At 38.4% G+C, this 25,017-nt stretch carries 18 protein-coding genes; 8 read left to right on the forward strand and 10 right to left on the reverse strand.

Annotation, left to right across the window (positions count from 1 at the left end; all coding sequences use genetic code 11):
• Window positions 1-110: 110 nt before the first annotated feature.
• A complete protein-coding gene (locus tag ACTJKC_RS20670; RefSeq protein ID WP_440794902.1) occupies window positions 111-2,021 on the forward strand; it encodes an AAA domain-containing protein in 1,911 nt (636 codons plus the stop codon).
• Between the two features lie 164 nt (window positions 2,022-2,185).
• Window positions 2,186-2,563: a response regulator gene (locus tag ACTJKC_RS20675; protein ID WP_440794904.1), complete on the forward strand. Its 378-nt coding sequence runs from the start codon at window positions 2,186-2,188 to the stop codon at window positions 2,561-2,563.
• Here ACTJKC_RS20675 and topB read toward each other — a convergent pair.
• On the reverse strand, window positions 2,560-4,413 hold the full coding sequence (topB, locus tag ACTJKC_RS20680; RefSeq protein WP_440794906.1) for a DNA topoisomerase III: 1,854 nt from the start codon (window positions 4,411-4,413) through the stop codon (window positions 2,560-2,562). The genes ACTJKC_RS20675 and topB overlap by 4 nt on opposite strands.
• A gap of 200 nt (window positions 4,414-4,613) precedes the next feature.
• Here topB and ACTJKC_RS20685 point away from each other — a divergent pair, with 200 nt between their 5' ends.
• On the forward strand, window positions 4,614-5,057 hold the full coding sequence (locus ACTJKC_RS20685; protein WP_440794908.1) for a hypothetical protein: 444 nt from the start codon (window positions 4,614-4,616) through the stop codon (window positions 5,055-5,057).
• Here the strand turns inward: ACTJKC_RS20685 and ACTJKC_RS20690 are convergent.
• Entirely contained in the window at window positions 5,054-5,839 is a 786-nt protein-coding gene (locus ACTJKC_RS20690) for a murein L,D-transpeptidase catalytic domain family protein (protein WP_440794910.1), read from the reverse strand. The two genes, ACTJKC_RS20685 and ACTJKC_RS20690, sit on opposite strands and share 4 nt — an antisense overlap.
• A 214-nt stretch (window positions 5,840-6,053) precedes the next feature.
• Between ACTJKC_RS20690 and ACTJKC_RS20695 the strand changes: the two genes are divergently transcribed.
• Window positions 6,054-7,502 (forward strand): SDR family oxidoreductase, encoded by a 1,449-nt coding sequence (locus ACTJKC_RS20695; RefSeq protein WP_440794912.1) that lies wholly within the window; start codon window positions 6,054-6,056, stop codon window positions 7,500-7,502.
• Window positions 7,503-7,537: 35 nt separating this feature from the next.
• A complete protein-coding gene (locus ACTJKC_RS20700; RefSeq protein WP_440794914.1) occupies window positions 7,538-7,660 on the forward strand; it encodes a hypothetical protein in 123 nt (40 codons plus the stop codon).
• On the opposite strand, the gene ACTJKC_RS20705 is transcribed toward ACTJKC_RS20700, so the two are convergent.
• Window positions 7,644-9,551, reverse strand: a complete 1,908-nt coding sequence (locus ACTJKC_RS20705; RefSeq protein WP_440794916.1) for a DUF3857 domain-containing protein — start codon at window positions 9,549-9,551, stop codon at window positions 7,644-7,646. The two genes, ACTJKC_RS20700 and ACTJKC_RS20705, sit on opposite strands and share 17 nt — an antisense overlap.
• Window positions 9,552-11,525, reverse strand: coding sequence for a transglutaminase domain-containing protein (locus ACTJKC_RS20710; RefSeq protein WP_344851850.1), 1,974 nt, complete (start codon window positions 11,523-11,525; stop codon window positions 9,552-9,554).
• 184 nt (window positions 11,526-11,709) lie between these two features.
• Between ACTJKC_RS20710 and ACTJKC_RS20715 the strand changes: the two genes are divergently transcribed.
• Window positions 11,710-12,663 (forward strand): exonuclease domain-containing protein, encoded by a 954-nt coding sequence (locus ACTJKC_RS20715; RefSeq protein WP_440794918.1) that lies wholly within the window; start codon window positions 11,710-11,712, stop codon window positions 12,661-12,663.
• Window positions 12,664-12,747: 84 nt separating this feature from the next.
• Window positions 12,748-14,607 (forward strand): M1 family metallopeptidase, encoded by a 1,860-nt coding sequence (locus tag ACTJKC_RS20720; protein WP_440794920.1) that lies wholly within the window; start codon window positions 12,748-12,750, stop codon window positions 14,605-14,607.
• 278 nt (window positions 14,608-14,885) lie between these two features.
• Here the strand turns inward: ACTJKC_RS20720 and bioD are convergent, their stop codons facing one another.
• From bioD to ACTJKC_RS20740, 4 genes are all read right to left on the reverse strand, one after another.
• The gene (gene bioD, locus ACTJKC_RS20725; protein WP_440794922.1) at window positions 14,886-15,494 is read right to left on the reverse strand and encodes a dethiobiotin synthase; all 609 of its coding nucleotides are present in this window, start codon (window positions 15,492-15,494) and stop codon (window positions 14,886-14,888) included.
• Complete coding sequence (locus tag ACTJKC_RS20730) at window positions 15,494-16,615, reverse strand: aminotransferase class I/II-fold pyridoxal phosphate-dependent enzyme (RefSeq protein ID WP_440794924.1); 1,122 nt, start codon at window positions 16,613-16,615, stop codon at window positions 15,494-15,496. The genes bioD and ACTJKC_RS20730 overlap by 1 nt, the downstream gene beginning before the upstream one ends.
• 74 nt (window positions 16,616-16,689) lie before the next feature.
• The gene (locus ACTJKC_RS20735) at window positions 16,690-17,139 is read right to left on the reverse strand and encodes a hypothetical protein (RefSeq protein WP_440794926.1); all 450 of its coding nucleotides are present in this window, start codon (window positions 17,137-17,139) and stop codon (window positions 16,690-16,692) included.
• A gap of 80 nt (window positions 17,140-17,219) precedes the next feature.
• Window positions 17,220-17,996, reverse strand: a complete 777-nt coding sequence (locus tag ACTJKC_RS20740; RefSeq protein ID WP_344851856.1) for an XRE family transcriptional regulator — start codon at window positions 17,994-17,996, stop codon at window positions 17,220-17,222.
• 133 nt (window positions 17,997-18,129) lie between these two features.
• Between ACTJKC_RS20740 and ACTJKC_RS20745 the strand changes: the two genes are divergently transcribed.
• Window positions 18,130-18,480: a GIY-YIG nuclease family protein gene (locus tag ACTJKC_RS20745; RefSeq protein ID WP_440794928.1), complete on the forward strand. Its 351-nt coding sequence runs from the start codon at window positions 18,130-18,132 to the stop codon at window positions 18,478-18,480.
• Between the two features lie 649 nt (window positions 18,481-19,129).
• Here ACTJKC_RS20745 and ACTJKC_RS20750 read toward each other — a convergent pair.
• Both ACTJKC_RS20750 and ACTJKC_RS20755 read right to left on the reverse strand, forming a co-directional pair.
• On the reverse strand, window positions 19,130-22,300 hold the full coding sequence (locus tag ACTJKC_RS20750; RefSeq protein ID WP_440794930.1) for a peptidase MA family metallohydrolase: 3,171 nt from the start codon (window positions 22,298-22,300) through the stop codon (window positions 19,130-19,132).
• 170 nt (window positions 22,301-22,470) lie between these two features.
• Window positions 22,471-24,927, reverse strand: coding sequence for a transglycosylase domain-containing protein (locus ACTJKC_RS20755; protein ID WP_440794932.1), 2,457 nt, complete (start codon window positions 24,925-24,927; stop codon window positions 22,471-22,473).
• Window positions 24,928-25,017: the final 90 nt, after the last annotated feature.

The raw sequence follows: 25,017 nt of genomic DNA on the forward strand, positions 1-25,017 counted from the left end.
AAATACTTTTAGTCTGCGAACAATTAAACAGTTAAACAATTAACCGATTTAACCATCCAGCAATCCAACAATTAACAGATTAACCAGTTTAAACAATTAACCATCTAACCTTGCCAAAAGAATATTTCAAAAAACTTCAGGATCTCCTTAATACCGAGCGCGAAGAAGATTTACAATCTTATTTAAAACTTACTGAAAATACTTCTGCTGCAGACAGAAGGGCATTAGGCTTAACATGGTATCCGATTGCGATCAGGAATACAGAAATTGGCCGCGGCGATTATTTAACCGTAGAGTTAGAACGAACTACCCATCAGGATTTTTCTCACCAGTTTCGTTTTGGCTCTGCTGTGGTGCTATTTTCAAATCACGATGCTAAAGAAGACCGGATTGAAGGGATTATTACGCATCAGAGTGGGAGCAGGATGAAAATCAGCTTGCGGGTAGATGAACTGCCTGACTGGACCAGAAACGGAAAACTTGGCGTTGATCTGCTTTTTGATAACAATAGTTATGATGAGATGCAGCAAGCCCTTAAGCAGGCCACAAACCTTGCTGAAAATGTGGCGGAAAATAAGCTGATCAGAATTTTAACGAAAGGAGAAAAACCTTCATTTAGGGGGGGAGAAAAGTTTATTATTCCCAACACTTTAAACGATTCGCAACAGCTGGCGGTAAATAAAATTGTTTCGGCAGATCATCTGGCCATAGTGCATGGTCCGCCGGGAACAGGTAAAACCACAACGCTAGTACATGCCATAAAATCGTTGGCTAAACACAGTGATCAGAAAATCCTTGTTGTGGCGCCAAGTAATACGGCAGTTGACTTATTGACTGAAAAACTGGCTGCCGAAGGCTTAAAAGTAATCAGGGTGGGTAATCCGGCCAGGGTTTCAGAGAGATTACTTGCTGCTACACTCGATCATCAAATGGCCGATCATGCTGAAATGAAAACCATTAAAGCATTAAAAAAACAGGCCAGCGAGTACAAAAACATGGCTCATAAATACAAACGCAGTTTTGGCAGGGCAGAACGCGAGCAGCGCAAAGCCCTGTTTGATGAAGCACATAAAATTGGAAAAGAGGTCGAAAAAACGGAACAGTATATTATGGATAACCTGTTTACCAAAGCACAGATTATTACCGCAACTTTGGTAGGAGCGAACCATTATACCGTTAGAAACTTAAAGTACAATACGATTGTAATCGATGAAGCCGGACAAGCTTTGGAGCCGGCCTGCTGGATCCCTATTTTAAAAGCACAAAAGGTGATCTTAGCCGGCGATCATTTTCAGCTTTCTCCAACCATAAAATCAAATGAAGCCGCAAGAAATGGCCTAAGTAATACTTTATTAGAAAAGGCTGTAAGTCTTCATCCAGAGGCTGTTGTGTTGCTTAATGAGCAGTATAGGATGAATAAGGATATCATGGGGTATTCATCTCAGGTATTTTATAATAATGAATTAAAGGCGCATCACACGGTGGCCGGGCATTTATTATTTGAAGGTGATCAGCCCATTCAGTTTATTGATACGGCAGGTTGCAGTTATGATGAGAAATTAGACGGAACAAGCACCACCAATCCTGATGAAGCTGCATTTTTGGTTAAACACTTAACACACTTGGTGAGTAATTTAACAGTTCAGTATTCAGGGGATTTCCCATCTGTTGCGATTGTTTCTCCTTACAGGCAACAGGTTCAGATCCTGAAAGAGCTGGTACAGGAAAATGAAATATTAAGCCTATACCTGGATAAAATCGCGGTGAATACCATTGATAGTTTTCAGGGACAGGAGCGTGATGTGGTGTACATTAGTTTAACCCGGAGTAACGGGGAAGGAAGCATCGGCTTTTTGTCTGATACCAGAAGGATGAACGTAGCCATGACAAGGGCCCGGAAAAAACTGATAATTGTTGGGGATAGTTCTACACTTTCAAAATCTAAGTTCTATGCAGATTTTATACAATATGCTGAAGAATTGAATGCCTACCACAGTGCCTGGGAATTTATGGAGTTATAGCTATAAAACTGTTACTTTCAATATCTGAAAGAGCTGAATAAAATTTGTTATTTTTACGCTTAATAGCCTCATAATTAAATTGTAAAACCTGGTTTATTAAATAAGTTTTTTGAAAATATTTATGCCGGTAAATATTGTATGCGGGCTTACTATACTTATTATTCATGACTGAAACTGTTAAAATTCTCATCGCTGATGATAGCGAGATGATGAGGCTTGTAATGAGGCGTTTGTTTACCAAATACGTTGTTTCGCCAAATATTTTTGAAACCAGGAATTTACCTGATACCATAAACTATCTAAAAGAAAAAGCGATAGATTTTCTGCTTTTGGATATCAATATGCCGCAGGGTGATAGCAACCCGGATACCATAAGAGAAATTTTAACCATCCAGCCTGATATTAAAATCTGCATGTTCAGTGGTAATGATAAAGATCTGCTTGAACAGGATTTTTTAGCCGCAGGTGCCGTTGGTTTTGTTCAGAAAGATGAAAAAATGGGCGATTCCCTGCAGCAGGTAATTAACAGCGTTTTTAATTAAGCCTTTACGAGTTTCTTTTCTTCTTCAAGCTTGCCAGATATACTTGCACCTGCTATTAACAGCTCGTGGGTAATTGTTTTAGTGTATTCTGTTATTTCTGATTTAAAATCTTTTACCGAAGATCCTGAGCGGATTTCTTCTAAACGTTTTTCCCATTGTCCGGTAAGTTCTGCCTGTGCAATCTGCTTATCCTTAACTACTTCGTAAACAGCCAGGCCTTTATTGGTGGGCACCAGGTTTCTTTTTTCCCGCGTAATGTATTCTCTTGTAATTAAAGTTTCGATGATGGATGCACGTGTTGCCGGGGTGCCTAAACCACTGTCTTTCATGGCGTAACGCAATTCTTCATCTTCAATTTCTTTACCACAGGTTTCGAGTGCTTTTAATAACGATGCCTCATTGTACATTGGTTTTGGCTTGGTCTGCTTTTCTAATAAAGATTTTTCGGTAATAGGTAACAGTTCTCCAACCGCAACTTTTGGTAATGCCGCATTATCCTCATCTTTTTTATCATCTTCCGGATCATTAAAAACAGCCCGCCAGCCCGTAGAGCGAATTACAGTTCCATTGGCCACAAAGGTAAGCCCCGATTGTATGGTAATCTTGGTAAGTTCCTTTAAACATTCCTGGTGGAAAGCTTCAATCATCCGGCCTACCACCATATCATATACGGCTTGTTTATCTGCACTTAGGCCATAAGCCTGTTCGCCGGTTGGTAAAACAGCATGGTGATCGGTAACTTTTTTCGCATTTACGCTCCGTTTATTCAACGTAACGGTTTGTAAAAACTGCGCCTGCTTGCCAAAATCTGGATGACCGGTAAATTTTGCAATCAGATCCGGCACGCCTGCAAAAACATCATCTCCAATATACCGCGATCCGGTACGGGGATAGGAAACCAGTTTACTTTCGTACAAATTTTGCAAAATATTTAGCGTTTGATCAGCTGTATAGCCTTTTTTCTTATTGGCTTCCTGTTGTAAACTACTTAAATCGTGCAAAAGCGGTGGCGGTTCTTTACGTGGTTTTGCTTCAACTGCCGTAACGTTACCTCCTGTCGGGAAACCCGAAGCCACATCTTCTACCAGTGCAAATAATTTTTCTACTTCCTCTTTATCCTTATAATTGGTGGTTGATATCGCTTTAAAGGGCTGCTCATCTTTGGTAAGCAAAATGCTGATCTGGTAATAAGTTTGCGGCACAAAGTTTTTAATTTCTAAAAAACGTGCACAAATCATCGCCAGGGTAGGTGTTTGTACCCTTCCTAAAGAAAGTACGGTACGGTTGCCTGCAGAAATGCTTAAAGCCTGCGTGGCGTTCATCCCCACCAGCCAATCAGACTCCGAACGGCAATGGGCAGAATTAAATAAAGTATCGTAATCTGTACCGGGTTTCAGGTTTCTGAAACCATCTTTTATGGCTTCATCTGTTTGCGAAGAAATCCACAGGCGTTTAAAAGGTTTTTTACACTTTAAATAATAGTAAATGTACCTGAAAATCAATTCACCCTCACGCCCCGCATCCGTTGCCACGATAATCTCCGTAGCTTCATCAAAAAGTTTCTTAATGGTATCCAGCTGTTTCCTCACCGCAGGATCTTCTACAAAGCCATCTTTTGTTTTAATCTTTCTTATGGCAAGCTTAAATTTTTGCGGCAGCATGGGTAAATGCTGTTTTCGCCAGCCAATAAAGCCATAATCCTGTGGAGGTGCCAATTGTAATAAGTGCCCGAACGCCCATGTAAAAGAATATCCTTTACCTTCAATGTATCCGTCTTTTCTGGTGGTTGCTCCGAAAACTTTAGCAAGTTCACGACCAACAGAGGGCTTTTCTGCAATTACAATCTTCATGAATGGGCTTATCTTTTCAACCCCAAAGATGCTTAAAATAATGGCAATAGCTTAAAAAAATTACTCACAATGCCATTTAATGCTCCTTTTTAAAAACAATTATCTGTTAACTTTGTCCATGAGCTGTATTGATTATTTTTATATCAAATTGATTAACAATCTGGTAAAACACTAATCTAACTGCTGCAATTTTTTTGTTAATGGATAAAATTTACGATCTGCAGGGAAGCCAGATAAAAGTAACGCTCGAACCAAAGCTGGTACGCGTATATAGCAATGCTTCACTTTGGAAATACCTTGATGGAAAAGCCGGTAGCCGCTTTAAGCTGCTGGTTGAGGTGATTAAAACAGATTATGAAGAACAATTTGGGCAGCCGCTCGCCATTTCAAACGACTCACTCCTTGTAGAAATCCTCGTACACGTATATTGCGATTACCTGGGCCTGAATTTTAACCGCATCGTTCGGGTAAAATGGATCCAAAAATTAGTTAAAAAATTGCTCAAAAGGGCAGAGGTGATCGACTGTGGCGAGAAAAGTATAGATAGTAACCGTTGGGTGTGGGATTTACTGGCAGGCAGCAAATCACTGTTTATCCGAATCCTTCCTAAAAACCTGAACGCCAGAAATATTAAGCAACATTAATCCATTTGGGCAGCAAAAAGCTGTTCCTGGTTTAAAACCACGCTTGCAGCCAGGGTTTCGTTTAAAAATGCTGAGTTATATTGCTGCTCTGAATTATTAATAAAAAGTACAGTCCGGTCTGAAATGGTGTTGATTACCTGATCGGCTAACTTTGCAGGAACAGCCGGGCAGCCCTGACTTCTGCCCAACCGGCCCAGTTGATCGATACTTTGCTGACTTACATAGCTTGCACCATGTACCACAATTGATCTTTCTCTCGCATTGCTGTTAAAACCCTGGTCCATGCCATCCAATTTTAACGAACGACCATGTTTGCCATAATAAATTTCGCCTGTTAAATAGAATCCCAAACTGCTTTGGTTGGAGTTAATGTTATTGGAAAATGCCGAGGGTTTATCGCCACCACTATTCTGTCCGTGGGCAACCCAGGTGTTCATTAAAAGTTTTTTATTGGCCAGATCGATAACATAAAGGCGCTTTTTGCAGCTTTCCTGGTCGAAATCGGCTATGGTTAAGATGGATTTTGCATGCAGTAAACCCGAATATTTCATGTTGTAAAATCCGGTTAACGCTTTTTCAAAAACCTGCTCACTTAGTCCCGCAGAATCTAAATGTACCTGATGATAAATGTTTAAAATGTATTTATTGTACAAACTGTCTGCAGCAATGGCTTTAACAGCGTCTTGTTGTGTGTGTGGAAGCTCCACGGCTTTCCAACTTGTTCCGACAATGCTCATACCCGCTAAAAAAATCGTAGCAATGCCCAGGATGTATTTCTTCATTCAGTACAGTTTAGTTTGATATTGAGCTATTTATACGGTTGTTTCAGTAAAATGTTGTGCATATTGATTTTGTAGTGCTACAAATACAGATGGTTTTACACTCTCATGACTTTACTAAATGTAGTATAGCTATCAGGAATATGATTTTCCTGTTTTTCATACAATAAACCTAACAAAGCAATTTATTTAGTGTTATTTCTTAAATCCCTCATCTATGAAAATTTTATTAACTGGTGCAAATGGCTATATCGGTACGAGATTACTTCCGCTTTTACTGGAAGATACTCATGAAATTGTTTGTATGGTCAGGGATAAACGCAGGTTTATTTCCGACTCTGATTTAAGCGATCGGGTAAAGATTATTACCGGCGATTTACTCCATGCAGAAACCTTAAATGAAATTCCTGAAGATATAGATGCAGCCTATTACCTGGTGCATTCCATGTCATCCAGCCAAAGTGGATTTTCAGACATGGAAAAAGCTTCTTCCGAAAATTTTTCGGCAGCGATAAAAAAGACAAACTGTAAACAGATTATTTATTTAACGGGCATTGCCAACGATGAACATTTATCTAAACATTTAGGATCTAGGTTAGCGGTTGAAGAAGAGCTTAAATCATCAGGAAAAGCCTGTACCATTTTAAGGGCCGCCATTATTATTGGCTCTGGCAGTGCCTCTTTCGAAATTATACGCGATTTAACCGAGAAAATCCCTTTTATGATTACGCCAAAATGGGTAGAAACACGGTGCCAGCCAATCGGGATCCGTGATGTTTTGGCGTACCTGATCGGTGTATTGCACAATGATAAGGCTTACCATCAAACTTTTGATATTGGCGGACCTGATATTTTAACCTATCGCGAAATGCTTTTGGGTTATGCCAAAGAACGGGGATTAAAGCGATGGATTGTGACTGTACCTGTACTTACGCCTAGATTATCTTCTTTATGGCTGAACATGATTACGCCGGTACCTTATTCATTGGCCCGGAGCTTGGTAGATAGCATGAAGAATGAAGTGGTTTGCAAGGATAACCGCATCCAGGAAGTTGTACCGAGGAAATGTTTAACCTATGCAGAAGCGTTACACCTGGCTTTTGAAAAAATTGATCAGAATTCTATTGTTTCAAGCTGGAAGGATGCCCTGAACCGCGGTTACCTCAATTCTAATTTTATGGATCAGATTAAGGTACCCCAAAACGGGACCTTACAGTATAAAGTTAAGATGCCTTTTGAACGTAAAGCAGAAGAGGTTTTTGATAATATTTGGAGCATAGGCGGTAATAGAGGCTGGTATTTTATGGACTGGCTCTGGCATCTACGCGGGTTTTTAGATAAAATGTTTGGAGGGGTTGGAACGCGCAGGGGCAGAACAAGTAACATCGACCTCCAGGCGGGTGATGTACTGGATTTCTGGCGGGTTTTACTGGCGGACAAAAAAGCCAAAAGATTGCTTTTATATGCAGAAATGAAAGTACCGGGGGAAGCCTGGCTCGAACTCAAATTAGTGGAGTTTCATGGAAAAGCTTTTCTATCGCAGATTGCCACTTTCAGGCCCAAAGGTTTATGGGGAAGGATTTATTGGTATGCCATGTGGCCTTTTCATATTGTACTTTTTAAAGGTATGGCTAAAGAGATTACCACCTACAAACCCAATAATTAAATCTATTTAGCTATTTTTGCCAAATAAATCAAAAAATGGCCAATCAAGATAATGATTATTCCTTCTGGACAAAATACAAGAAATTTGCTTCTACAGAAATCTTAATGTATCTGATTATGATTATTGGTATCGGTTTGGGGATTATTTTTTTAAGCTAAGTGCCAGTTTTAAATAATCTGCCGCATTTACATCGTTAATAAATTTAGAAAAGTCAGCATATTTTTCTGCCGGAAAGGTCCCGTCGTTTAAAACAAACTTTCTATAATAGGTTAGTTTTTTGCCTTCTACAGATGTTTTACAAACATATTGGCCAAAATCACTTTTAAAAGTTTTATCCTGGTTAAAAATTAATGTCGTATCTACATTATCCGGCAGGGTGTAAACAATGGTATCTTCATCGGTATAACCACGGTTAATGTACACCGGCAAAGTCCTGTTTTTAATTTCCGGAATTGATTTTTTGATGTTAAAGGCATTGAGCTGTAAAAACATTTTATTGCCGTTAACCGGGGCGTAATTGCGGATATTAAGCAAAATATCTTCTGTTAATTTAGGGGCGATATCCTTTTTCTGTGCAAAGGCCACCGCTTCGAAATCTATGTTGTCAATATTATAGGTTTCTTTAAGCAATTTATGTTGTTCGGTAATGGATTTACTGATCAATCCTTCCTGATTTTCGTACTGTGCACCTTCGTAAACTGTGTTCATTTTTCCGGTGATGTTTCCGTCGGCTTCGATGTTAAGGTTTGCTTTGCGGATCTGCAGGTTCTCAGCAGTGGTTAATTTTGGGGTATGCAGCAATTTTCCTCCTTCAGGTGTACAGGCAAGCACCAGTCGGTCGTCGGTAAAATCGCTTAAAAAGCCAAATGGAATTTTCTGACTGGTACATTCCAGCCATGTGGTATCGCCTTTTAAAGGCATGCAAAGAATAATGTGGTTACCCTGCACCATGCTTGCATATTTCGGGTCCATGCTCTTTTTTTCCGAACCGGCTTCTACCACACAATAATCCGATGCTATATCTGCTGCACTCAACAGGCTTTGCATGTAGTTTACCAATGCTTTACAATCGCCATAACCCAGGCGGTCTACCTCGCTGGCAGCAATGGGTTGAAAACCTCCAATACCGATCTGTACACTAATATACCGGGTTTTATCCTGCAGGTACTGGTAAATTTTGCGTGCCTTATCTTTATCCGTTTTTTCGTTTTTAACCAGATCTTTCACCATTTGAACGGTTGCAGGTGGTAAAGCTTTTCGTTCTTTCAACAAATCATCGTAAATCCATTTTCCCAGTTCCTGCCAGTTGGTGTAATTCCCTTTGTGGCTGTAATAGTAAAAATCGAGCGGGGCAATTTGTATGCTGGTGGCATAAGTTTCATGAGCAGGACTGTAAGGCTCTGTTCTAACGGCCAGTATATTATTTACTTTCCAGACGGTTATTTTCTGCTTTTCATCTGTAGTTACTTCCGGTGTTCCGTTATAATTCTGGGTTTTTACCCTTACCTGATCAGTAGGTTTGCAGATAAAAGTATAAGTGCTTTTTTCTACTGAAACATCGTCGGCCGGTTTGGGTGTCCAGTCGGGGATAATGAGGTTTTGTTTATTCCTGATTTCATAATTGTAAACCACTGTATAAGGGTACTCATTTACCGATGGAAGGTAATGTTTCACGCGGCTATCTACAAAAAGAGAGAAGCCGTCGGCCGCACTCATATCTGAAAAATTATTCTGGTTAAACTTCGTGATGGGGAGGCCTACACTGTTGTACACTTCGCCTTTAATTCCTTTAATAGAAATGTTTTTATCATAATAAATTACCAGGCGGGCTTCATCTTCTCCATTTTGGTTAAACACAGTAATGGCTTTTTTTACGCTCAGCATCACATTATCAGGTGCGCGCATATCGATTACGGTTTCCTGGTTACGGATACAGGCATTGGCGCGGTTACGCAGGTTTGCCGGAATTAAATCAACATCGTAATTATCCTGAGCAAAGCCTGTAATAGCGCACAAAAGCAAAAATACCGCCGTGAATAAAGATTTCATCTAATTTGCTTTTTTTAATAAAAACTCAGTTTTTTGGTTTTGAATAATTTTGCTGTAAAATTCTTTAAGGTAAAGGTATTCATCTGCCTGATAAATTGCATGATTAAGTTGCATGATCTGGTTCACCGAAATGGTATTGTCTTGCAAACCGGTTTGTAATAAATATTTTCCGCCGGCATTTGGTAAACCGACAGCCATATCCTTAGGTTTTTCTAACAGTTCATAATTACCGGGCAATGTTACATTAATAACAATGCGCTCGTCAGATGCGGCACCCAAATCAACAGGGTAAGTACGTTCGTTTAAGTTGAATGGGTTTTTCGAAATGGGGTTGATAAAAAACGGACTAAAGTAAAATTGCTTGTTGTTTGAGCCGTCGTTAACTGTAAATTCGATTTCGTATTTTTCTGTTAAAGCATTTTCCACGCTGTCTAAATTGGAGATGCTGTGTTCTAAAATCTTTATCCTGGTTAAACGTTCATCCAGTTTTTCTACATATTCATCAGGCGAGTTGTAGCGCGAAATATCTTTTCTTTTTGCATAAGCAGAGTAACCCATGCTATGCGTTAACAGGGTGCCAATAATTTTTCCGTCAGTTGTCATTTTTCCGGTCAGTACATAATTGGTTGTCGATTTTTGGCTGGCTATTAAATCGATCCAGTACGATGGTTTTTTCAGATTAATTACCCTGCCCTGATCGTTAATGCACCTTAACGGCAGAAGCGCAAAGGGCAGAAGCGGCTCCGTGGCATCAAGCAAATAACTTTTATCGCCAATATTTACTTTGGCAACCAGATAGTTAAAATCGCTCATTACCGGATAAAGTTTATTTACGGTTCCATTATCACGTGTAGATAAGAGCACGGCCTCGGCATCGAGGTTTGCAGCAGAAAGTGCAGCAATTAAACTCAGGTTAACATCTGCCACATTACCTGTTCTGGTATCAAGCGCCCTTTTTATATTATCTTCCGAATATATCCCGTAATAATTATTCCATTTAATTTGTTTTTTGATGTAATTATAAATGGCTTTTGCTTTTTCAAGGTCATCTGTACTGCCTTTGGTAATGGTTGGGATAAGCTCTTTAAAAACATCCTTCCTTTTCATCTGGTCGCCCAGGGTTTTATAGTTAGAAAGTTCATAATCCACATCTTTCCAGGTTTTGGTATAAGAGGTTTTACCGCCATTGATATTCTGTACGTCAGAAAGTTCGAAATAAATGGCTGATTTAAAATTACTTGGCGCCGTCATGTTATCTTCCTCTATAAATGCAGGAACATTTTTCATCAGGTAAGTCATCTTCGAACAATCAATTGCAACGCCTGATAAACGTAAACATTCTTTACTGAGTTCCGATTTCTGATCGGTTAGTTTCTGGAAACCACGTAAGGAAACATTGTAATTGTAAATTCCAGGAATATAGGCCACATACTCACTCGAAACCTTTGGAATATCACCCTGAAACTCCCATGTTTTATAGTTGAACAAATTTGGCGACCTTAAAATATAACTGTATTCAATCACCGATCCTTCTTTCAAATTAGGAAGTGTAAATTTGGTGAGGCGGGTGTATTTCGAGCGGTTTTCTGTAAAAACAGCTTTTTTATCCATCACCGTTTCTACAAAGTTATTATCAACGTAATTAAAGGTTGAAGCTTTTAACTCGCTTATGGTTTCTTCCCGGTTACTGTCTTTATAAGTTGGAATCACAATATTAGCTTCCTTAAAGCCCTCTTTGTTGTAAATTTTGATTTTTACGTGGTGTTCAAAAATCAAAACCAGGCTATGGGTATTGTCGTCTAGCTGGATCGAAGCTGTTCCAAATTCTTTTAAAACAATGGCATTTGCATTACTATCCAGTGTTTTTCTGTCGAACTGGTAATCGTCGTGCGTAATGGCCCCGTAGTTAAAATTTTGAGCCTGAGTGGTTAATGATGTAATTAATAGAAATAGTAAACTTAACGTCTTATTCATTTGAGCGTATATAAATTGGCGCAATTTAGTGGTAGAAACTAACATTCTGAAATAATTTGACAATTAAATTTATAAATTAATAAAGGGGTTTTACAGAACTAATGAAACCTTTTTAGCACTTTTGAAAAAAAGAATTTGACATTCCGATTCAAATCTAAATGTCGCCAATCTCACATCTTACAAAATGAAATTAAATTTAAAACGCCCTTTAGCCTTTTTTGATCTCGAAGCTACCGGGATAAATGTTGGAGCCGATAGAATAGTAGAAATTGCCATTTTAAAAGCTATGCCTGATGGTACCGAAATTGTTAAAACCTGGCGTGTAAACCCCGAAATGCCTATTCCTTTGCAAACTTCGTTAATACATGGTATTTATGATGAAGACATCGCAAATGAACCCACTTTTAAAGTTATTGCCGCAGAAATAGCCGAATTTATAGGAGATAGCGACCTGGCGGGATACAATTCGAATAAATTTGATATTCCGATGCTTTTGGAAGAATTTTTAAGGGCTGAAGTAGATTTCGACATGAATAACCGCAAGTTTATTGATGTGCAGAATATCTTCCACCAGATGGAACAACGTACCTTAAAAGCTGCTTATAAGTTTTATTGTCAGGAAGACCTGGTTAACGCCCACGCCGCTGAAGCGGATGTAATTGCCACTTATAAAGTTTTACTTGGTCAGTTGGAAATGTACAAAGAAACCGAATTTGAAAGCAAACAAGGTGTAAAAAGTATCCCGGTTGTAAATGATGTGGATGCCCTGCACATTTTTACCAATATCAATAAACCGGTAGATTTTGCCGGACGTATGGTTTACAATGATAATGATGAAGTGTGTTTCAATTTCGGTAAACATAAAGGTAAAACCACCCAACAGGTATTCTCAGTAGAACCGAGTTATTATGCCTGGATGAAAAACGGCGATTTTCCACTTTATACCAAGAAGAAACTGGATGAGGAATGGGCAAAATTTAATGCCAGGAAAAATGAAAATAGAGCTGCAAAGCCTCAAAACAATACACCAGGAAATAAACCTGCCTACCAACAGAAGCCACAACCAAAACCCGAAAAACCTGCACAACCAATTAATAACGATATGTTGGAGCAGCTGAAAATGAAATTTGGAAAGTAGGTATTTGGTTAATCGGTTAATTGTTCAAATTGGTTAATTGTTGTTAAACGCTATGCGCATTACGCAAAGCCCTATGCTCAAAAAATGAAATCTATAAAATTATTATCCTTCTTGTTGTTCAGTGCGGTTTATGCTGGTGCGCAAACAACTTTACCGATAGCGCCTGAATTTCAGCAAACCTATCAAAAGGAAACCAGAAATATCAATGGAAAACCTGGTAAAAATTATTGGCAAAATACCTCAAAATACGACCTGAATGTAGATTTTAATCCTACCAGCAGGTTGTTAAAAGGTAAAGTGCAGGTAACTTATACCAATAATAGTCCCGATACTTTGAAAGAGATATGGTTTAAGCTTTATCCCAACCTCTACAAAAAAGGAACACCCAGAAAATCAAAATTCGCAGAATCGGATTTGGGTGATGGCGTAGCGATCGAAAAACTTGCTGCGAACGGAAAATCCATTTCTGATTTTAAAATTGACGGCACCAACATGACGGTAAACGTTCCGGCTGTTTTGCCGGGTAAAACGATCAGTTTTTTAATTGATTATAGTTATACTTTAAATAAAGGCTCACACATGCGTACCGGTCAGGTAGATGAAGGTTCGCATTTTGTGGCTTATTTCTTTCCGCGCATCGCTGTGTATGACGATGTGGATGGATGGAACAAATATCCTTACACCGGGGCTGAAGAGTTTTATAATGATTTTGATCAGTTTAATGCTTCTATTACGGTACCGGGTGGTTATGGTGTTTGGGCAACCGGCGATTTAAAAAATCCTTCTGAGGTTTTCCAGAAAGATGTGGTTTCAAGAATGTTATCTGCAGAGAAAAATGATGTCGTTATTGATGTGATTACGGATAAAGATCTGGCTGATAAAAAAGTAACGCAGCCAAATGCTTTCAATACCTTTAAGTTTGAAGCCAAAAATGTGACCGATTTTGTATTTGCATTGAGTGATCATTACTTATGGAAATCGAGCAGTTTGGTGGTTGATCCTAAAACGAAAAGAAGAACGCGTGTGGATGCCGTTTTTAATCCAAAACATAAAGATTATTATGAGGTAATCGATTTTGCCCGTAAAACGGTAGAAGCGATGAGTTATACTTTCCCGAAATGGCCTTATCCATATAACCATGAAACCATTTTTGATGGTTTAGACCAGATGGAATATCCGATGATGGTGAACGATAATCCGGTTGATAACCGTACTGATGCCATTACCTTAACCGATCATGAAATTTTCCATACCATGTTTCCATTCTATATGGGTATAAACGAGACCAAATATGGCTGGATGGATGAAGGCTGGGCGACAATAGGCGAGTGGCTGATTTCTCCAATCATTGATCCGACCATTGTAGATGAATATGGTGTTCAGCCTACGGCCTCTTCTTCAGGTGGAAAAGACGATACCCCGATCATGACGCTGACTCCTGATTTAAAAGGATCGGGTTCTTTTACCAACTCTTATCCTAAACCGGGATTGGCTTATCTGTTTGTAAAAGATTATTTGGGAGATGAACTGTTTACCAAAGCTTTACATACTTATATTAAAAACTGGAACGGGAAACATCCTATGCCTTACGATTTTTTCAATAGCATAAACGAAGGCAGTGGTAAAAATCTAAACTGGTTTTGGAAAGCCTGGTTTTTTGAAGGTGGTGTAACCGATATGGCGATAAAAGCTGTTGATAAAACTTCAGGTGGCTACACAGTTACCGTTGAAAATAAGAGCATTAAGCCTTTGCCGGTCGATTTAACTTTGACCTTCGCTGATGGCTCAGTTGAAAAAAGCCACAGCACCATTGGTGTATGGGAAAAAGGCGATAAGCAAGTGAAAATTGAAGTAAAGACAAGTAAAAAGCTTTCAAAAATAGTGATGGGAAATCCGCATACACCTGATAAAGTGAAAAGCGATAATAGCTTTTCGGTGAATTAATAAGTGAGAAGCTTGATTATTCAGAGTCAAGTTATTTGACAGATTTTAAATAGAAAAATCGTCATCTCGATTGGAGTGAAACGAAATGGAGAGATCTTTTTAGCCTTAGCTATTAAAGTTAAATTTAAAGATTTCTCCACTGCGGTCGAAATGACGATTCTTCTAAATCATATGTGTCCTTCAATTATCTTAATACTTATTGTTCTTTATGAAGAACTATCTTACTAATAAAATTATACGTTTAAGCGTATATATTTTCTAGTTTAGAACTAATAAACTTAAATAAATAAGTTTTCGCTTCCCGCTATAATATTTTCTTTATTAATAAGGTTTAAGTTAGGTACATGCCCCAGGCTTTTTACTTTTCCATATTGCTGAATGTACCTTTCGGTCTCCTCATTTTCATCACCGTTAAAAACAATTCCCTTAACCGGAATTTGATATTGTTTAAGCAAATTGAGCGATAAAAGCGTGTGATTAATGCTCCCCAGGTAATTTTGTGAAACCAATATTACTTCTGCATTTAATTTCTTAATCAGATCAACAATGAGTTCCTTTTCGTTTAACGGCACCATTAAACCACCTGCACCTTCAATAATCAAATTATTATCAGTTTCCGGGATATTTATTTTTTGGAGATCAATCTCTATTTCATCAATCCTGGCAGACAAATGTGGCGATAGGGGCTGTGTTAGCCTGTAGCTTTCAGGATGGATAATTGTTTTTTCATTGCTGATCAAACTTTTAATCGTGATACTGTCACTCATATCCAAATCTCCCGACTGAATCGGTTTCCAGTAATCTGCTTTTAATTTTTCTGTTATGATGGCGCTGATTAGCGTTTTTCCTATTCCTGTTCCTATTCCTGTTATAAAATATGTTGCCATTAGTTTAATGCTTTAAGGTGGTTAACCAATGAAATAATCTCTTCGTTGGTATTAAAAGTGTGTAAACAGATCCTTAGTCGTTCTTTGCCTAAGGCTACCGTGGGGCTTAAAATTGCCCTGACGTCGAATCCTTTATTTTGTAATGTTGTTGCGGCATGTTTGGTTGCTTCATTTGAAGAAAAGACAATCCCCTGAATGGTACTCTTGCTATCAAGTGCGCGGATTTTTTTTTCCATCAGCGCTTTTCTGAACAAGGCAATTTTTTGGTGGATCAGCTGGTGATCGATTTTATTTAAAAATTCATAGGCCGATTTAATGGCTACAACGTTATGAATTGGAGCTGCTGTAGTATAAATAAACGACCGTGCAAAATTAATCAGATAATGTCGCAGGCTGTTGCTTCCTAAAATAATAGCGCCGTGTGTACCAATCGCTTTGCCAAAAGTTACAATCCTGGCGAATACCTTTTCTGTTAGATTTAACTGGTTAATCAATCCTCGTCCATTATCGCCAAAAATACCTGTGGCATGGGCTTCATCTACTATTAAATTGGCCTGATACTGTTCGCAAAGGTTTGATATTTCGAGAAGCGGAGCAATATCGCCATCCATAGAGTAAACACTTTCTACTACCACAAAAATGTTTCCTTTTGCCAGCTGAAGTTTTGTTTCGAGGTCGTTGATGTTGTTGTGGAGAAATTTGTAGCGGGTAGCATGGCTTAAACGACAGCCATCTATAATGCTCGCATGAATCAGTTCATCGCTGATAATGGTATCACCGCGTTGGGGAACGCTCGAAAGCAGGCCTACATTCGCATCGTAACCGGAGTTGAAAATCAATCCGCTTTCTGCCAGGTGGAAATCAGCAATAAACTGCTCGGTTTCTTCGGTATATTGAGTGTTACCGCTTAGCAATCTCGATCCTCCTGCACCGTTTAAATAGTGCGCGACTGTTGCTACATTATCCTCAATATGTTTTCTGAGTTCAGTTGATCTGGCAAAACCCAGATAATCATTTGAGCAAAAATCAAAAGGAGGGTGGTTGGTTGACAAATTCCTGATGGAAAGATTATCCTTGCGTTCCTGAAGTTTAGCATTAAGAAACTGTTCAATTTTGCTCATCGGTCAAAAGTAAAAAAAGCGTCCCGAATAAACGGAACGCTTTTAAAAATTAATTAATTACTCTTTTATTTTATCTATCCTTGTGCAGGAGGATTAGAAACAACCGGTGCTTTATCTTTATTGCCTCTGCCCATTCCTTTTCTCATTTTCTCTCCTTTTTCTCTGGCTTCGGCACGGAAAGCATCCATTTTTGTTTTCTGATCTGCAGTTAAAACAGCATCTATTTTAGCTTTTTGCTCATCCATTGCCGCTTTGCGTTCTTTCATCTTGCCTTTTCTGTCACCCTGATCAGCAGATCTCCAGGTATCCATTTTCTTTGCGTTTTCTAACTCAATGGCATAGATTTTAGTTTTCTGATCGGCAGTCAAACTTAACTGTTTCTCTAATTTCGCGGTTACTTTATCTGCCCTTTGTTCTGCAGTCATTTTCGGCATTGGCCTTCTGGCATGCTTTGTTGTGTCTTGAGCAAATGCAGCGGTTAAACCCATTACTGCAATTGCTATTGTTAAAATTGCCTTTTTCATGTTATGTTCTTTTTATGTGTTTGTTGAATTAATAGATACATAAAAACGCAAACGGTTTAATCGGCTGTTGTTAAAAAATGTTAATTTTTATTTAATTGTGAAATTGATTTCTGCATTTGAGCCATCATTTGGGTTAGTGTTTCCATGGTTGGATCTGGCGCAGGTTCTGGTAATGAGGTTGATATATAGGCTTTAGCTTTCCAGATTTCGAGGATATCTTCTGCGGCAATGGTGTAAGCATCATATACCTTATTATCGGATACCAATTTCAAATCTTTATTTTCCCTGAAGCGGTTGCCTGCCCTTTTATATACTACACCTTCGTTTTTACTGATAACGATATAGGTTTCTCCGGTTTTTACTTCATTCCAGTTGTCTAAATATTCGCCGATGATCACACTGCCCGGCTGAACAGGCAGCATGCTATCACCCATAATTTCAAAAGCCCTGAATGTACCTTGCCTCAAAGCGGGCAAAGGAAGCTGAAACTTTGGAAGATCGCTAATATATTGCGGATCGGAAAAGCCGTTTAAATAACCAGCACTTGCTTTAACAGGTACGAGCTCGATGTTTTCACGGTCGTTCTGATCTACTGAAATGCTGAGTACGCGAAGGTTAGAACCCTGGCTTTTTGGCTTGGGTTTCCAGCTGTCGGATATTTTCTCATTAATGAATTCATCGATGGTCAGATCAAAATATTCGGCTATTTTTTTTAGCAAATCATATTTAGGTTCCGCCCGGTCTTCCTCATAAGCGCCGATAAGCGATCTTTTGATTTCCATGATATCAGCGAAATTTTGCTGTGTATGGCCTTTTTTCTTCCTGAGGTACTTTAAATTATTTGAAATATTCGACATAAAAATAAATTTTAAAATAAATTTGGAATTACTAAAATAGTTAGTAATTTTATGCTCATAAAGTTAGTAATATTATTTTGAATTGCAAGAACATATACTAAATAGTTTAGTTTAAAATTTAAATACAAGATTGATGAAAAAGTTTGTTTATATCGTTACCGACAGAAATCGTACAAATATGCACGTGGGCATGAGCTCAGATTTAATTAAAACACTGGATTTCTACAAACAGATGCCAAACTTATTTTTTGATAGCGGCCAGCAATTAACCCGCCTGGTTTATTTTGAAGAGTTTAAAACAGAAGCACAGGCATTGATACGTTTTAAATCGATCAGCAGGTTTACACGTATGCAAAAGGAACGCTTGGTGAGGTCTTGTAATCCTGACTGGATTGATTTGACTATAGGCCTTGATTTCGAAAATATTCTTTTACACAGGAACATTACCAATCAGGTTAAATTATCGTTTTCGAGCTTATCTTAAATTAATAGGAAGTGTTAATTTTAAATGATTATAATGAAACAGATAGAGATGTATAAAATTAATGCCTGAATGATCGGTTCCATTATGGCATCCAGTCATTCAAGCATTTGATAATAATTTTAATAAGGTAATTTATTCTTATAAAAAATATAGCCAGCTGCTGAATAAGTATCATTTATTCACTACTTAAGCTAGTTGAAAACATTTGCGTTTTTATAGCTTTAAAACATTTCAACTTTTCAGCAATTTGAAAAGCTTACCAGTTGAGTAATTTCATTTGTATGAGTAGGGCCAATAATTAGGCTGTAATTTTTCGCCATTTTAATTCACCTTAGTACATCTGCGTTTATAGCGCTTTGCAACATTTCGGTTTACGACAATTTGAAAATCTTTCTTTGGAATAATTTTAAGTTGCTGTTAAATAAAATTAAATAGATTATTATAATCATTCTCCAGCTGAGCACATCTGCGTTTATAGCGCTTTACAACATTTCGGCTTACGACAATTTGAAAATCTTTCTTTGGAATAATTTTAAGTTGCTATTAAATAAAATTAAATAGATTATTATAATCATTCTCCCGCTGAGCAAATCTGCGTTTATAGCGCTTTACAACATTTCAACTTTCCAACCCTTTTAACATCTTCAAACTACCACCCAGGAGCAAAGGTTAAACCAAATACCCCGGTTTTAACATCTTTCCTTTGAAAAGGGATTGCATAATAAGGTTCCAATACGAAATAGCCGAAAATGTTTACTCTAACTGATACACCAACGCTCATGGCCGGTACACGTTCTGTTGTGGCCTGATAAGTAACTGGCTTGCCTTTTGAATCCAAAACAGGTACACCTTTGTCTAATAGAGGCTCTGTAGTGTAAGTAGGCTCGCTTTTAAATTTTACTTTAGTATCGTTGGTCCAGGCTAAACCTGCATCAAAAAATAAGTTCAAATCGGAAAATAAGAATTTAGAAGGTATTGCTGCTAATTTTTTAGGTCCTGTAAATGGCAAACGGACTTCGAAATTAAAGACAGCTATTTTACTTCCTGCTAACTGATTAATATCAAAGGATTCGGATGATTGGGCTGATGTATTTTTGTAAATCGAGTTCGATTCATAACCCCTGATCAGGTAAGGATAACCCACATACATCGGATAAAGCCTGTCAGCATCTTTGCCAATCCTTAATGTATTGTAACTTCTTACGGCAAAAGTTACCGGTTTCGCTCTCCAGTATTTGCGAAGATCGGCCGTTACACCAGCAAAATTATAAGTACCAAAATACTTTTCACCACTTACACGATATCTGTAACCATCAAGCGGACCTGTTAAACCAAAAATAGAATTATCGCCAACAAAACCAGCATTTAACTGATATAATGTAAATGAATTTAACGGAATTCCGATTGCATCGGCGGCAACATCATTGGCAACCCTGCTTTTGTCTGAGCCAATATAATAACCGTTTGCATCGTAATAATTGCTATATCTGTCAACACGGTAGCTGTAATGCGAAAATGCGCCGCCCAGTTCAAATCGGTGGATTTTACTAAATGGATAAGCGCCAAAAACCTGAAGCTGATCTTCAAATGTTCTTACAATGTCCGTTCTGTCTACTTGCGCTTTAGTAGTTTGATTATCACCATTTGGAATGTCCTCGTAACCGTATGATCTAAAACCTGATACATAAGGGATGTGTGAAATGGCTGCTCCCCAGTTTATCCTGCTTTTTTGGTTAATATAGCCTACCAAACCTCCGGCATCGTATATTTCTCCGTTAACGGAAATATTTGCGATGATCTGATTTGTTCCTAATATGTCACTAAACATTCCTACAATACCACCAGAAACGCCGGTTCCAAAGCGACTGGTAGAAACGCCTACGCCACTGTTTGCCAGGTAATCTAGTCTGAATTTTGGTTTATATGGAACCGTTTTCATTGAATCGGCTACAATTTTTTCGAAACGATCGAAATTATTCAGATTGGAATTGATGATGTTCACCCCAATGTTTTCCATAGGTGGGAGGATTGCGGCATCGAAGTTTTCTTCACGGTTGCCAATGCGCCTGGCTTTAAAACTGCTCAGCCTGGCATTATATAAGGTGTAGCGCTGGTATCGGTAATAGCTGTACACAATTTCATCGGTTGTTGAAACGGAAATGGCTGGCGAAAATTCCGTAATTCCACTGATACCGGTAAAATAGTCGGTTAACTGATCGACTGTATTATCTGCGAAAGAGTATTTATATAAATTCCTGAAACCATCTCTGTTAGAAAGGAAATAGATGTTCTGACTGTTAGCAGAAAATTGTGCATTTAAGTTGTTCGCTCCTGGAAAAACATCAAGATTACTTACCGTTTTAGATGCAATATCATATACAGCTAAGTTAATTGGCAACACCGCATTAATTACATTTGCCTGAATTGCGGCCCTATCTGATGAAAATACCAGTTTTTTACCATCAGGAGAATAACTTGGCGCATAATCAGAATATACATCATCAGTAATTTGCGTAACTGCTTTAGTATCGAGGTTGTAAGAGAAAATATCACTTTGCCCTTCTACCATTCCTGAAAATGCGATATCTTTACCATTTGGCGACCAGGTTAAATTACCAAATTGCTGCACCTGCGCCATCGGGGTTTGAGAAACAGTATTGCCGTTGGCAACGTTGATGATCATCATCTGGTTTTTTCCCTGACTGAAAATACTGAAGGCAAATTGTTTACTATCCGGCGACCATGCCCCGGCAGATTCGATAAAGTTAAAATCGTCTATATGGCCGTTGGATATCTGGCTGCTCAGTTTCCTGATAATGCGTCCAGTTTTTGCATCTGCAAGGAATAAATCGATACCAAAAAGATCTTTTTCAGACATAAATGCCAGGTATTTTCCGTCAGGACTAAGGGCAGGGGCAACGTTCATATTTCCAGCATTCTTATTATCGATTATCTTTGTACCTGTAATTTTTATCTGAGAACTATCAGCCTTTAACATGGGTTTGTAATGCGCATCAATGGAGTTTTTCCAAAGGCCAGACAATGTTTTGTCGTCGTACCCAAATGTATATCGGATGGCATTTTCGTAACCATATTTTGCCGTATTCTTAAATAAAGGAACGATAGTGGTATCGCCATATTGCGAACCGATATAGGTCCAAAAGGCCTGTCCGTAACGGTAAGGAAAGTATTTATTAGAATTGGTTAAGTCTTTTAAAGAAGGAATGTCGCGGTTTAGCATGGCATCGCGCATCCACATAGACGTGAAGGCATCTTTTTTGCCGATAGAAAGGTATTCGGCCATCCCTTCAACCATCCACAATGGGGTTTGGCCAACATTTTCCAAACTAATTGAATCTTTCTCCAGCAAAAGGTGATATTGAAAAGCGTGAACCAACTCATGACCTAAAACATGCCTGGTTTGGCTGTTTAACTCCATAACAGGCATAATTACCCTGTTTTTCAGGGCCTCGGTAACTCCACCCGTTCCAATGCCGATTTCTCCGTTAAGTACTGTAGTCTGTTGAAAATCAGGGTGGTTGTTGTATAAAATGATTGGATTTTTCTTTAAAAATGTATCTCTGAATACCTCCTGGTGCATTTTGTACCAGGTTTCTGCATCCTGAGAAAAGCGTTTTAAAAGTTTTTCATTTTTAATGTAGTAATAAATTTCGAAATGGGGTGTTTGTAAAACCTTGAAATCAAGTGTTTTATATCTCACCTTGTTTTGGCCGAAGTATTGGGCTTTAACAGAAAAAGAAAGAATAAGCAAGAGCAATAAGGAACAATACCGCTTTAATAAAGTAGAGCCTTTTTTCATATGTATGGTTTTAGTAATGATTGTTCAATAATTTACAAAAATAAAATAGTAAAAAATCTGGAAATAAAAATAACAATAGTTTAAAAGACTATTTAAAATTTAACACTTTTTAAAATTTCATTACCTGTTTGCACAGGTAATGAGTATTCTGATTTATCTTGAATAGAAAATTATTGCTGATTGTTATTCTCGTTTTTCTTTCTTTCCTTTTCTTCCTGACGCTGTTTTCTTCTCAGCTCGCGTTCTTCTTTTCTGGTTAATGGAACTGTGGGGGTAACCGGGTTTTGAGCCGGCTCTGTTTTCTTTTCTTCTTTTTTAACTTCAGGCTCGTTATTTACCGGTTCAGTTGTAACAGGTACTTCAGCAGGGACAGTAAAATCAGTAGAATCGACCGCTACACTGTCGGTTGATGTGGTGTCTCTAACGATCTGTGGACTAGGGCAATTGTAAGTTCTTGTAATATCAACAGTTGCTTTAGGGAAAGCTCCATAGGTGTAGCCTGATTTTGGATCGAGGTAAACTTTCTCCATAAATTTTGCAAAAATCGGCAGTGCAGTTCTAGAACCTTCACCTTGTTCGCCATTTTTAAAGTGTGCAGTTCTTTCATCACAACCTACCCAAACGCCGGTCACCAAATCTTTGGTTAAGCCCATATACCAGGCATCCACATAATCGGAAGAGGTACCTGTTTTACCACCAATCTGGTTGTTTTTCTTCCATAAGTTTGGCCATTCCCATAACGCCTGAGAGGTTCCGCCTGGTTCTTCCATGCCACCACGGAACATATAGGTCATTAACCAGGCAATTTCTTCTGTTAAAACACGCTTTGTTTTCGGCTTAAATTCATCGATCACATTATTGTCCTGGTCGGTAATTTTTTCTACCAAAATGGGATCGGTTTTAATGCCCTTATTCATGAAAGTGGCATAAGCTTTTACCATTTCGTAAACCGTAACATCGTTTGAACCTAAACTTACTGAAGGAACGGATTCTAAATGGCTGTCAATCCCACACTCGTGCGCATATTTCACTACATTATCCCAGCCAACTTTTTCGGTAACCTGTGCAGTAATGGTATTTACTGATTTTGCCATGGCCCAGCGTAAACTCATCTCGCGGTAAGAAACACTGTAATCGGCATTTTTAGGCTCCCAATATTTAGTTTCGCCTTTATCCTGGTAAGCTATTTTAACCGGTTTATCGGTAAATTTATCGCAAGGACTCATGCCTTGTTCTAAAGCCGTTAAGTAGGCAAATGGTTTAAAAGTAGACCCTGCCTGACGTTTAGCCTGATTAACGTGATCGTATTTGAAAAATTTGTGATCGATACCGCCCACCCATACTTTAATTTTTCCGCTGGCGGGTTCCATGGTCATCATGCCTGTATTCATGATTTTTCCATAATAACGGATAGAATCTAATGTTGAGAATAAGGTGTCGCGATCGCCTTTATAGGTAAAGATCTGCATCCTTTTCTTTTTATTGAAATAGGCTTTAACAGAATCAGGATTATTCGGGAATTTCTTTTGTAAAAGTGCGTAGATTGGCAGGTTTTTCATCGCCCTGTCCGGATAATCAACCTTTTGCTTTTCCGAATCGTACCAGGGATCTTCTTTGCCCCAAACGCTGTAAAACCTGCGCTGTAAAATTCTCATTTGATCGGCAACCGCTTCTTCTGCATAACCCTGAAGCCTTGAATCAATAGTGGTATAAATTTTTAAGCCATCCTCATAAAGGTCGTAGCCGTTATCGGTACACCATTTTTCGAGGTATTTTGCAACGGCTGCCCTTAAATAAGAGTCACCATCGCTGCCATCCTGCATTTTACCTTCCTTAAGTTTGATCGGCTCTTTTGATAATTCAGTCAAACTATCTTTACTCAGGTATTTATATTTATTCATCTGCGCCAGCACCACATTTCTTCTTTCGAGTGCTTTTACAGGGTTTTTTGTAGGATTATACATCGTTGTACCCTTTAACATCCCTACAAGCATGGCTGCATCAGTAGTAGATAAATCTTTGGCCTCTTTATCAAAATAAATGCGGCTGGCAGTTTTTATTCCATAGGTATTATTACCGAAAGAAACGGTATTAAGGTACATCGTTATGATGTCGTTTTTAGAATAGTTCGACTCCAGTTTTACTGCAGTTTGCCATTCTTTTAATTTAACAATCAATGTTCTCACTAAGGGGATTTTGATTAATAAGCCCTGCGATTTATTATAACGTGTACGGTAAAGATTTTTTGCCAATTGTTGTGTAATGGTACTGGCGCCACCGTCTTTACCTAAGCCTATTACTGCCCTGCCCACAGCCTGAACATCAATTCCCCAATGTTTGTAAAAACGTACATCTTCTGTTGCTACCAAAGCCTGTATCATACTAGGCGCAATTTCTTCGTAGTTTACAGGAGTTCTGTTCTCTTTAAAGTATCTTCCGATCAGTTTTCCGTCAGCAGTGTAAAGTTCCGAACCCACACGAAGGGTCGGTGCCTTGATATCGTGAACACTTGGGGAATAACCAAACAACCATAAAAAATTTAGCTGAAGCGCAGAAAAGAAAATTATTATAAAAAATAAAACTATTGTAGAATAACGTAAGTACTTGTTTTTTATCTCTTTAAACATATTGGATAAGGTGATCTTTAGGTAATTGCTGTGGCGTTAAATATAAAAAACTCTATATGCAAATTAACGTATTTAATTTACTTATTTTTT

The organism is Pedobacter sp. 22226, assembly GCF_052045455.1.
In the GTDB taxonomy this organism is placed as follows: domain Bacteria; phylum Bacteroidota; class Bacteroidia; order Sphingobacteriales; family Sphingobacteriaceae; genus Pedobacter; species Pedobacter jeongneungensis.